At 53.5% G+C, this 10238-nt stretch carries 9 protein-coding genes and 1 pseudogene; 5 read left to right on the plus strand and 5 right to left on the minus strand.

Going from position 1 to position 10238, the window contains the following annotated elements:
• Positions 1-3: 3 nt before the first annotated feature.
• The 4 genes from galT to modE all read right to left on the minus strand — a co-directional run bounded on the left by galT (position 4) and on the right by modE (position 4606).
• On the minus strand, positions 4-1050 hold the full coding sequence (gene galT / locus N6P30_RS12475; RefSeq protein WP_008501114.1) for a galactose-1-phosphate uridylyltransferase: 1047 nt from the start codon (positions 1048-1050) through the stop codon (positions 4-6).
• Positions 1051-1059: 9 nt separating this feature from the next.
• Positions 1060-2076 (minus strand): UDP-glucose 4-epimerase GalE, encoded by a 1017-nt coding sequence (galE, locus tag N6P30_RS12480; protein ID WP_023292999.1) that lies wholly within the window; start codon positions 2074-2076, stop codon positions 1060-1062.
• A 201-nt stretch (positions 2077-2277) separates the two neighbouring features.
• Positions 2278-3750, minus strand: a complete 1473-nt coding sequence (gene modF, locus N6P30_RS12485) for a molybdate ABC transporter ATP-binding protein ModF (RefSeq protein ID WP_023292998.1) — start codon at positions 3748-3750, stop codon at positions 2278-2280.
• 67 nt (positions 3751-3817) lie between these two features.
• Positions 3818-4606, minus strand: a complete 789-nt coding sequence (modE, locus tag N6P30_RS12490; protein WP_023292997.1) for a molybdenum-dependent transcriptional regulator — start codon at positions 4604-4606, stop codon at positions 3818-3820.
• Positions 4607-4733: 127 nt separating this feature from the next.
• Here modE and N6P30_RS12495 point away from each other — a divergent pair, with 127 nt between their 5' ends.
• The 4 genes from N6P30_RS12495 to modC all read left to right on the plus strand — a co-directional run bounded on the left by N6P30_RS12495 (position 4734) and on the right by modC (position 7586).
• A complete protein-coding gene (locus N6P30_RS12495) occupies positions 4734-4883 on the plus strand; it encodes an AcrZ family multidrug efflux pump-associated protein (RefSeq protein ID WP_008501118.1) in 150 nt (49 codons plus the stop codon).
• Positions 4884-5062: 179 nt separating this feature from the next.
• Positions 5063-5836 (plus strand): molybdate ABC transporter substrate-binding protein, encoded by a 774-nt coding sequence (gene modA / locus N6P30_RS12500; protein WP_023292996.1) that lies wholly within the window; start codon positions 5063-5065, stop codon positions 5834-5836.
• Complete coding sequence (modB, locus tag N6P30_RS12505; RefSeq protein WP_021241005.1) at positions 5836-6525, plus strand: molybdate ABC transporter permease subunit; 690 nt, start codon at positions 5836-5838, stop codon at positions 6523-6525. Before modA ends, modB begins: the two co-directional genes overlap by 1 nt.
• A gap of 2 nt (positions 6526-6527) precedes the next feature.
• A complete protein-coding gene (modC, locus tag N6P30_RS12510; protein WP_023292995.1) occupies positions 6528-7586 on the plus strand; it encodes a molybdenum ABC transporter ATP-binding protein ModC in 1059 nt (352 codons plus the stop codon).
• On the opposite strand, the pseudogene N6P30_RS12515 reads toward modC, so the two are convergent.
• Positions 7587-8204: pseudogene (locus tag N6P30_RS12515) on the minus strand (pyridoxal phosphatase); the annotation flags it as partial. It abuts the gene before it with no gap.
• Positions 8205-8235: 31 nt separating this feature from the next.
• Here N6P30_RS12515 and N6P30_RS12520 point away from each other — a divergent pair.
• Positions 8236-10050, plus strand: coding sequence for a recombinase family protein (locus tag N6P30_RS12520; RefSeq protein WP_023292993.1), 1815 nt, complete (start codon positions 8236-8238; stop codon positions 10048-10050).
• Positions 10051-10238: the final 188 nt, after the last annotated feature.

Genomic DNA, 10238 nt, shown 5'->3' on the forward strand with positions numbered 1-10238 from the left:
CTTTTAGACTCCTGATTCGCGATAGTGGACGTCGCTAACGGCACGCAGACGTTCAGCCGCCTGTTCCGCCGTCAGATCACGCTGGGTTTCTGCCAGCATTTCGTAGCCCACCATAAATTTACGCACCGTCGCAGAGCGCAGCAGCGGCGGATAGAAATGGGCATGCAGTTGCCAGTGCTGATTCTCTTCGCCGTTAAACGGTGCGCCGTGCCAGCCCATGGAGTACGGGAAGGAGCACTGGAACAGGTTGTCGTAACGGCTGGTCAGCTTTTTCAGCGCCAGGGCAAGGTCGTCGCGCTGCGCGTCGCTGAGTTCGGTGATGCGCTGCACGTGCGCTTTCGGCAGCAGCAGCGTCTCAAACGGCCAGGCGGCCCAGTAAGGCACGACGGCCAGCCAGTGTTCGGTCTCCACCACGGTACGGCTGCCGTCGGCCAGCTCACGCTGCGCGTAATCCACCAGCATCGGCGAGCCGTTTTCCGCGTAATACGCTTTTTGCAGGCGGTCTTCACGCTCGGCTTCGTTAGGCAGGAAGCTGTTCGCCCAGACCTGGCCGTGCGGGTGCGGGTTAGAGCAGCCCATGGCCGCACCTTTATTTTCAAACACCTGCACCCATGGGTAAGTTTGACCCAGCTCGGCAGTTTGCGCCTGCCAGGTGCTGACCACCTCTTTCAGTGCCTCAACGCTCAGCTCCGGCAGCGTTTTGCTGTGATCGGGAGAGAAGCAGATCACGCGGCTGGTACCGCGCGCGCTTTCACAGCGCATCAGCGGATCGTGGCTTTCCGGCGCGTCCGGCGTGTCGGTCATCAGGGCGGCAAAATCGTTGGTAAACACGAAGGTGCCTTTGTAGTCCGGGTTTTTATCCCCGGTGACGCGCGTATTGCCCGGACAGAGGAAGCAGTCCGGGTCGTGCTGCGGCAGCGTCTGTTTTGCAGGCGTCTCCTGCGCCCCCTGCCAGGGGCGCTTGGCGCGATGCGGAGAAACTAAAATCCATTGCCCGCTTAACGGGTTAAAACGACGATGCGGATGATCGACGGGATTAAATTGCGTCATGACGGATCCTTAGTCCGGATAGCCTTGCGGGTGGCGTGACTGCCAGTGCCAGGTATCCTGTGCCATTTCATCAAGCGTGCGCGTAACACGCCAGTTAAGCTCTTTGTCGGCTTTGGTGGCGTCGGCCCAGTAAGCAGGCAGATCGCCCTCACGACGCGGTGCGAAGTGGTAGTTCACCGGCTTGCCGCAGGCTTTGCTGAAGGCCTTAACCACGTCCAGCACGCTGCTGCCGACCCCGGCGCCGAGGTTGTAAATATGCACGCCCGGTTTATCCGCCAGCTGCTGCATGGCCGCAACGTGGCCGTCGGCCAGATCCATCACGTGGATATAGTCGCGCACGCCGGTGCCGTCTTCGGTCGGGTAGTCATTGCCAAAAATCGCCAGCGACTCGCGGCGGCCTACGGCAACCTGGGCGATATACGGCATCAGGTTGTTCGGAATGCCCTGCGGATCTTCCCCCATATCGCCAGACGGATGCGCACCGACCGGGTTGAAGTAGCGCAGCAGCGCGATGCTCCACTCCGGCTGGGCTTTTTGCAGATCGGTCAGGATCTGCTCCACCATCAGCTTGCTTTTGCCGTACGGGCTCTGCGGCGTCCCGGTCGGGAAGCTTTCAACGTAAGGGATTTTAGGCTGATCGCCGTAGACGGTGGCGGAAGAGCTAAAGATGAAGTTTTTGACGTTGGCCGCACGCATGGCGGAGATGAGACGCAGGGTGCCGTTGACGTTGTTGTCGTAATACTCAAGCGGCTTAGCAACGGATTCACCGACCGCTTTCAGACCCGCGAAGTGGATCACCGCTTCAATGGCGTGGTCGTGAAGGATCTCGGTCATCAGCGCTTCGTTACGGATGTCGCCTTCCACGAACGTCGGGTGTTTACCGCCAAGACGTTCAATCACAGGCAGCACGCTGCGCTTACTGTTGCACAGGTTGTCGAGAATGATGACGTCATGGCCGTTTTGCAGCAGCTGCACGCAGGTATGACTACCGATGTAACCGCTACCACCTGTTACCAGAACTCGCATATTTCGCTCCATTGGGCTTATGGTATGTAATAACCATAGCATAACAGAGACGCGAAAAGTGTGACATGGGATAAAATAGTGGAATCGTTTACACTGTTTTTAAAATCCGATTTTCAGCTACCGTGAGGCATTGTAGATCAACGGGATAGCAATGTATTAGTGCAGGTTATCTGAAAAACGGAGGGCGGTGCCCTCCGGGGATTAATCGATTTTGCTTTGCCGATAGTAATAGTGCTCACCGTCCGGAACAAACTCCAGGCGGTGGGTGATGCAGGAGGGGGCATCTTCGGCATGATGTGAAACGAACAGCAGCTGCGTTTCACCTTCGCTAATCAGCACGTCCACAAAGCGGCGGATAAGCTGGCGGTTCAACGGGTCGAGTCCCTGCAGCGGTTCGTCGAGGATCAGCAGCGTAGGGTGTTTCACCAGCGCGCGAACGATCAGCGCCAGACGCTGCTGCCCCCACGAAAGACTATGAAACGGCGCGTCAGCCACCCGGTTGTCCATGCCCAGAATGTCCAGCCACTGCTGGGCCAGCTTGTGCTGTTTGTCCGACACCGCCTGATAAATGCCGATGGAGTCAAAATACCCGGAGAGGATCACGTTACGTACCGTGGTACTGACCCGGTAATCCAGATGCAGGCTGCTGCTGACGTAGCCGATATGTTTTTTGATATCCCAGATGGTTTCGCCGCTGCCGCGACGCCGACCGAACAGCGTGAGGTCGTTGCTGTAGCCCTGCGGATGATCGCCGGTAATCAGGCTCAGCAGCGTGGATTTTCCCGCGCCGTTGGGGCCGACAATCTGCCAGTGCTCACCTGGATTGACCGTCCAGCTGAGGTGATTAAGGATAGCGCGATCGTCATAAGAGACCACCCCATCGCGCAGCACGATGCGCGGCTGGTGGGGATCAAGCGCGTGGCGCGCCGACGGGGCGTCGGGTTCCGGAAGGGTAATACCGTCGAGCTGTTCGCTGTGCGCGAGCTGGGCAATCAGCACCTGCTTAAGCAGCGCGGTTTTTTCGCCGGTCTCTGTCAGGTTACAGTCGGCCAGGACGCCCGCGTGCTGGATAAAGTCCGGAATTTCATCAAAACGGTTAAGCACCAGCACGAGGGTATATCCCTGCTGATTCAGCGATGCCAGCAGAGACGCCAGCTGCGCCCGGGACTGCACGTCAAGACCGTCGAACGGTTCGTCCAGAATAAGCAGTTCAGGTTCGCTCATCAGCGCCTGACAAAGCAGCGTTTTTCGCGTCTCGCCGGTCGAAAGGTATTTAAAGCGCCGGTTCAGCAGAGGGGTGATACCGAACTGTTCTGCCAGGCGCTGGCAGCGGGTGGGATCCTTCACTTCATCCTGAATAATTTCCGCCGTCGTACGGCCGGTATCCTCTTCGCCAGGGCTGAGCAAATCGGTGTTGTTGCGCTGCCACTCGTCGCTGACCAGCTTTTGCAGTTGTTCAAACGACAGGCGCGTCAGGCGCGTAAAGTCGCTCTGGTATTCGCCCTTGAGGAGGTTGAGCTCTCCGGCCAGCGCGCGGGCCAGCGCGGATTTACCGCTGCCGTTTGTGCCGACAAACGCCCAGCTTTCACCCGCGCGTAGCGTCAAATCAGCAATTGTCAGCGTTCGGGTATCGCTAAGACGAAACGTGCCTTGCGAAATATGCAATGATGACATGGTTTATCCCTGTTTTTGCAGCACCAGATATCAGGGATACGCACTGTCGGTAAGATTGTCAATGTGCTCAGCACAAAGTGGCGATAATCACCCGGTCCGCGTTGAAATACGCGGTGACGGCAGCACCTTCTTCTAAGTTGCCCGACTCGCTGAGCGGTATGGTCGCGCAAAGCGGCTGCCCATCTGCCAGGGTCATCAGCACTTCGCACTGCGTCTGGCCTCGTTCGATATGGCTGATGGTGCCCTGCAGCTGGTTATCTGCTGTCTTTGCCGCGTCGGGATCGCGTGTGATACTGACCCACGGCGCCTTCAGGAGCACCAGCACCTCTTTCCCTTCATCCAGTTCAAGACGTTCCGCGCTTTGCGCCGTTATGGCGGCCTTCAGACGGGTGGTGCCATCGGCAAGCAGGATCTCAATATGCTGCTGTATCTGCAGATTGTCGCGCGCCGTCACCGTACCAAACCACTGGTTGCGGGCGCTGGTTTGTAGCGAGAAGCGGGAAATGGCGGCCAGCAGACTGTCCAGCGGAACGTTATCGTCATCGCTTAACGCATCGAACGCTTTTTGCTGAATCTGGGCCAGCAGATCGTAAAGCTGAATAAGACGCTGGCCATAACGCGTCACGATTGCACCGCCGCCGCCTTTGCCGCCCGTGGCTCTGTCCACCAGCGGCTGTTCGCTCAGGGTGTTCATTTCGTTGATGGCGTCCCAGGCACTTTTGTAGCTGATGCCCGCGTTTTTCGCCCCCTGGCTAATCGAGCCCGTTTGTTCTATTTGTTTAAGCAGGGCGATACGTCGCGGATCGGCGAAAAGCTTTTGCTGAAGTCGGAGTGTGAGGAGAATTTCGGCCTGCATAACAGTGTCCTGGCAAAAAGGGTATTGTGACCCAAATGGTGCAGGGCGCAAAGGGTACCGCACAAAAGGGGATGTTTTTCTCAGTTGAAAGGGTAGAATAAGCTGTTCACAATATCTGGAGAAAACCATGTTAGAGTTGTTGAAAAGTCTGGTATTCGCCGTGATCATGGTACCAGTAGTGATGGCCATCATCCTCGGTGCCATCTACGGCCTGGGTGAAGTGTTCAACGTCTTTTCGAACATTGGTCACAGAGACCAGGCTAAAAAGCAGCATTGATTCTCCCCCAAAACGCCCGGCTTGTCCGGGCGTTTTGCTCTCAAGATTTTCCCGTTTTCGCCGATACTCTTTAACGCACTACGCCGGTTTACCTCTTCAGCGGTACGATTAAACGCTGGGATCTCCCTGACGTTACCGTTATATTAATGTGTATATAACGATACTCACAGGAGTTACAGATGGCACGTACCTGGGTACGCCTTTTCGCAGGCGCAACGCTGACGCTTTCCCTTACCGGACACGCGCTGGCGGACGAGGGTAAAATCACGGTCTTTGCGGCGGCCTCATTGACTAACGCGCTGCAGGATATCGCGGCGGCGTATAAAAAAGAGAACAACGTCGAGGTGGTCTCCTCGTTTGCCTCTTCCTCGACGCTCGCTCGCCAGATAGAAGCGGGCGCGCCGGCGGATCTGTTCATCTCGGCCGATCAGAAGTGGATGGATTACGCGGCGGAGAAAAAAGCGATTGATGCGGCAACCCGCGAAACGCTGCTGGGGAATAGCCTGGTTGTCGTGGCGCCAAAAGCCAGCGCCCAGGCTGACTTCACCATCAACAAAGAGACCCACTGGATAAGCCTGCTGAACGGCGGGCGTCTGGCGGTGGGCGATCCGGAGCACGTTCCGGCCGGGATCTACGCCAAAGAAGCGCTGCAAAAATTGGGCGCATGGGAGACATTGTCACCGAAGCTGGCCCCGGCGGAAGATGTCCGCGGCGCGCTGGCGCTGGTGGAACGCAACGAAGCCCCGCTGGGCATTGTGTATGGCTCTGATGCCGTTGCCAGTAAGGGTGTGAAAGTGGTGGCAACGTTCCCGGAAGACTCCCACAAGAAAGTGGAATATCCTGTTGCGATTGTTGATGGACATAAAAATGCGACCGTGACGGCCTTCCGCGATTATCTGAAGGGGCCGGAGGCGTCCGCGATCTTTAAACGTTACGGATTTACGACTCACTGATGATATTGACCGATCCTGAATGGCAGGCTGTTCTGCTGAGCCTTAAAGTCTCTTCCCTGGCGGTTGCGCTGAGTTTGCCCTTTGGGATCTTCTTTGCCTGGCTACTGGTTCGCCGTCGGTTTCCCGGCAAAGCGCTGCTCGACAGCGTGCTTCATCTTCCGCTCGTGTTGCCGCCTGTGGTGGTCGGTTATCTGCTGTTAATTTCCATGGGGCGACGCGGTTTTATTGGCGAAAAACTTTACGACTGGTTTGGGCTGACCTTTGCGTTTAGCTGGCGCGGTGCGGTACTGGCGGCGGCGGTAATGTCATTCCCGCTGATGGTGAGGGCGATCCGCCTCGCGCTGGAAGGCGTGGACATGAAGCTCGAACAGGCGGCCCGTACGCTGGGTGCCGGGCGCTGGCGCGTTTTTTTCACCATCACGCTTCCCCTGACGTTACCCGGCATTATTGTCGGGACGGTACTGGCCTTCGCCCGCTCGCTGGGCGAGTTTGGCGCGACCATCACCTTCGTCTCGAACATTCCCGGCGAGACGCGAACGATTCCGTCGGCCATGTATACCCTGATTCAAACGCCGGGCGGAGAAGGCGCTGCGGCGCGGCTGTGTATCATTTCAATCGTATTAGCCCTGGTATCGCTGCTGGTGTCGGAATGGCTGGCGAGACTCAGCCGCGAGCGGATGGGGAAATAAGCATGCTGGAACTGAATTTCACCCAGACGCTGGGCAACCATACACTGACGCTTAACGAGACGCTGCCTGCAAGCGGTATCACCGCCATCTTCGGCGTCTCGGGGGCGGGAAAAACGTCGCTGATAAATGCTATCAGTGGTCTGACGCGCCCGCAGTCAGGACGGATTGTATTGAATAACCGCGTCTTAAACGACGTGGAAAACAAGGTGTATCTGTCGCCGGATAAACGCCGCATCGGCTATGTTTTCCAGGACGCGCGCCTATTCCCGCACTACAGCGTGCGCGGCAACCTGCGTTACGGCATGGCGAAAAGCATGGCCGGACAGTTTGATAAGCTGGTGACGCTTTTAGGCATTGAGCCACTGCTCGACAGACTGCCCTCGTCGCTTTCCGGCGGAGAAAAACAGCGCGTAGCCATTGGCCGCGCGTTGCTGACCGCGCCCGAACTGCTGCTGCTCGACGAACCGCTGGCCTCGCTGGATATTCCGCGCAAACGTGAGCTCCTGCCCTACCTGCAGCGCCTGACGCGGGAAATTAATATTCCAATGCTCTACGTCAGCCATTCGCTGGATGAGATCCTCCATCTGGCCGACAAAGTGCTGGTGCTGGAAGAGGGCAGCGTCAAGGCCTTCGGCAACCTGGAAGAGGTCTGGGGCAGCAGCGTGATGCACCCCTGGCTGCCCCGGGAACAGCAGAGCAGCATTCTGAAGGTGAGCGTGCTGGAACACCATCCGCACTACGCGATGACGGCGCTGGCGCTCGGCGATCAGCACCTGTGGGTCAATAAGATCGACAAGCCGTTGCAGTCCGCGCTGCGTATTCGTATTCAGGCATCAGACGTCTCGCTGGTGCTGCAGCCGCCGCTGCAAACCAGTATTCGAAATATTCTGCGCGCCAAAGTCGCGGAGTGTTTTGATGATAACGGCCAGGTGGAAGTGAAGCTCGAGGTGGGAAGCCGGACGCTCTGGGCGCGCATCAGCCCGTGGGCCAGGGATGAGTTAGGGATCAAACCCGGCCTGTGGCTTTACGCGCAAATTAAGAGCGTCTCGATCACCGCCTGATTACAGCAGGTGGGTATAAATATACTGCGCGATGCTGTCGGTGGTGTTGTCGCCAATCACCACGTTAGCGCGCGCTTTTACCGCGTCGTCGGCATTGCCCATCGCCACGCCCGTACCGACGGCTTCCAGCATGCTGATGTCGTTGTAGTTGTCGCCGAAGGCTATCGCGTCCTGCATTGACCAGCCCTGTGATTCCACATACTGCGTCAGACGCTTGCCTTTGCTGTTGCCTTTGCGGGCAATATCCACCTGATCGTGCCAGGACCATTCGCACTCCAGACCCAGCGTTTCCTCGACGTGCTTCGCGAAGGTATTCAGTTTGGTCGTGTCTTCATCCGTCAGGGCGAATTTCCAGATAGCCTCAACGTCCTGGGCTGCCTGACGCAGGGAGGATACCTGGGTAAAGACCGGACGCTGCGCTTCAGGCAGGGACAACGCCCAGTTGCTGGTGCGCACCACGTGGCCGGTAGGGCGCTCGTAGACCATTGCGTTATCCACATACATCAGGCCGTGAATGGCATGCTCATCCAGCAGATCAATCAGTTGCAGCGCCTGGGGAACCGGCAGCGGGTCGGAGGCTAAAACCTTTTTTGCCTGATAATCATACAAATGTGTTATGCTTATACAAACAAAAATTAGAAGGTTTAACATGAAAAAAGTATTTGTGTATCATCGTGTTAGCTCGGATCAGCAGCTCGACGGGTCAGGTATCGCACGCCAAGCTGAACTATTAGAAGGCTACTTAGAGCGTACTGGCATTTGTGCGGAAATGGATGATCCAGCCCCAGTAGTACTATCGGATCAAGGTGTCTCAGCCTTTAAGGGTTTAAACATCTCTGAGGGTGAGTTAGGGGCATGGATGGAACAAGTACGTAATGGTATGTGGGATAGTTCTATATTGGTAGTGGAATCTATAGACCGCTTTAGCCGCCAGAACCCGTTTGATGTGATGGGTTACATCAATGCTCTAATGGCACATAACGTAGCTATTCATGATGTAATGGCTAACATAGTTATCAGCCGTAGTAATTCTAAAGATCTACCTTTTGTAATGATGAATGCTCAACGGGCATATGATGAATCTAAGTATAAAAGTGATCGTATTCGTAAAGGGTGGGCGAAGAAACGCGAACAAGCATTCAACAAAGGTACTATAGTAACTAATAAACGTCCTCAATGGATCGAAGTAGAAAATGATAAGTATGTGCTTAATCATAAAGCGGCAGTAGTTAAAGAGATATTTGCTCTTTATCAAACTGGCATGGGATGCCCCACGATTGCTAAACAACTTCAAACGAAAGAAGGTGAGCAATATAAATTTAATCGTCCGTGGACTGGTGAACTTGTTCATAAGATTCTTACTAATCGCCGTGTAACTGGTAAGATTTTCATTTCAGAAATCATCCGTAACCATGATGATATTGAAAATCCAGTAACTCAGAAAAAGTACGATATGGACGTGTACCCTGTAGTGATTAATGAAGAAGAATTTGAATTAGTACAGGAATTGCTAAAGTCTCGTCGTCCTAATGCTGGACGTGTTACCGTGAAGAAAGACGGACAGGAAGAAGTACTGATTAAAAGTAATTTGTTTAGTGGTATCGCTCGTTGTACTGAATGCGGCGGGCCAATGTATCATAATGTGGTTCGTGCTAAACGTACACCAAAGAAAGGCGATCCAAAAATCGAGGAATATAGATACATTCGTTGCCTCAATGAACGTGATGGACTTTGCGAAAATAAAGCTATGACCTATGAAACAGTAGAGCGTTTTGTAGTAGAGCATTTATTAAGCATGGATCTAAACACTGTGATTAAAGAACAAGAATTCAATCCTGAAATTGAAGTGATACGTATTCAAATTGATCAAGTTAAGGATCAGATCACTAACTATGAAAATGGTATTGAACGGCGTAAAAGTGCTGGTAAAGCTGTCTCTTTTGAAATGCGGGAAGAATTGGATGATGCCAAGTTAGAATTAGAACAGTTATTAGCACGTCAAGCTTCATTAGCTACAGTACAAGTAGATTTACCAGTACTACAGGATGTTAACGTTACTGAATTATATAATGTGAATAACGTCGACATACGCACACGTTATGAGAATGAACTTAACAAGATTGTTTCTAATATTCGTCTAAAGCGTAACGGCAATTTTTACACAATTGACATTATCTACAAGCAGAACGAGCTGAAAAGGCATGTCCTTTTTATAGAGAATAAGAAGAAAGAACAAAAGTTAATCAGTGAGGTGATCATTGAAAATGTTGATGGTGCTAAATTCTATTACACACCATCTTTCGTAATTAGTGTTAAAGATGGTGAGATCCGTTTTCAGCAGACTAAAGAAGATCTTACAATCATTGATTATTCGCTATTGCTGAACTATGTAGATGCTGTAGATCGATGTGATGCCGTAGGTGTTTGGATGCGAAACAATATGAGTTTCTTATTCACTAAGTAACGAGTATCCTAAACATAAAACGAAAGAAACCTCTTAATTGACTTGTAACGTCAGCAGAGCCATCAAAAATGCGATTTTAGAATCTTGCTTCAGCCGTGAAGATTTTTTGAAAAATACAAAGTTGAGTAATGATAGTATTTCTCTTTTAAAAATGTAACTAACAATCGTTACATGTATTTTTGTGATAA

Origin of the sequence: Enterobacter sp. PL1, from assembly GCF_945957325.1 — a bacterium.
In the GTDB taxonomy this organism is placed as follows: Bacteria; Pseudomonadota; Gammaproteobacteria; order Enterobacterales; family Enterobacteriaceae; genus Enterobacter; species Enterobacter roggenkampii.

Bases quoted from the DNA above. Each gene is read 5' to 3' on its own strand.
- galT (WP_008501114.1), bottom strand. From the start codon at position 1,050: ATGACGCAATTTAATCCCGTCGATCATCCGCATCGTCGTTTTAACCCG.
- galE (WP_023292999.1), bottom strand. From the start codon at position 2,076: ATGCGAGTTCTGGTAACAGGTGGTAGCGGTTACATCGGTAGTCATACC.
- modF (WP_023292998.1), bottom strand. From the start codon at position 3,750: ATGTCATCATTGCATATTTCGCAAGGCACGTTTCGTCTTAGCGATACC.
- modE (WP_023292997.1), bottom strand. From the start codon at position 4,606: ATGCAGGCCGAAATTCTCCTCACACTCCGACTTCAGCAAAAGCTTTTC.
- N6P30_RS12495 (WP_008501118.1), top strand. From the start codon at position 4,734: ATGTTAGAGTTGTTGAAAAGTCTGGTATTCGCCGTGATCATGGTACCA.
- modA (WP_023292996.1), top strand. From the start codon at position 5,063: ATGGCACGTACCTGGGTACGCCTTTTCGCAGGCGCAACGCTGACGCTT.
- modB (WP_021241005.1), top strand. From the start codon at position 5,836: ATGATATTGACCGATCCTGAATGGCAGGCTGTTCTGCTGAGCCTTAAA.
- modC (WP_023292995.1), top strand. From the start codon at position 6,528: ATGCTGGAACTGAATTTCACCCAGACGCTGGGCAACCATACACTGACG.
- N6P30_RS12520 (WP_023292993.1), top strand. From the start codon at position 8,236: ATGAAAAAAGTATTTGTGTATCATCGTGTTAGCTCGGATCAGCAGCTC.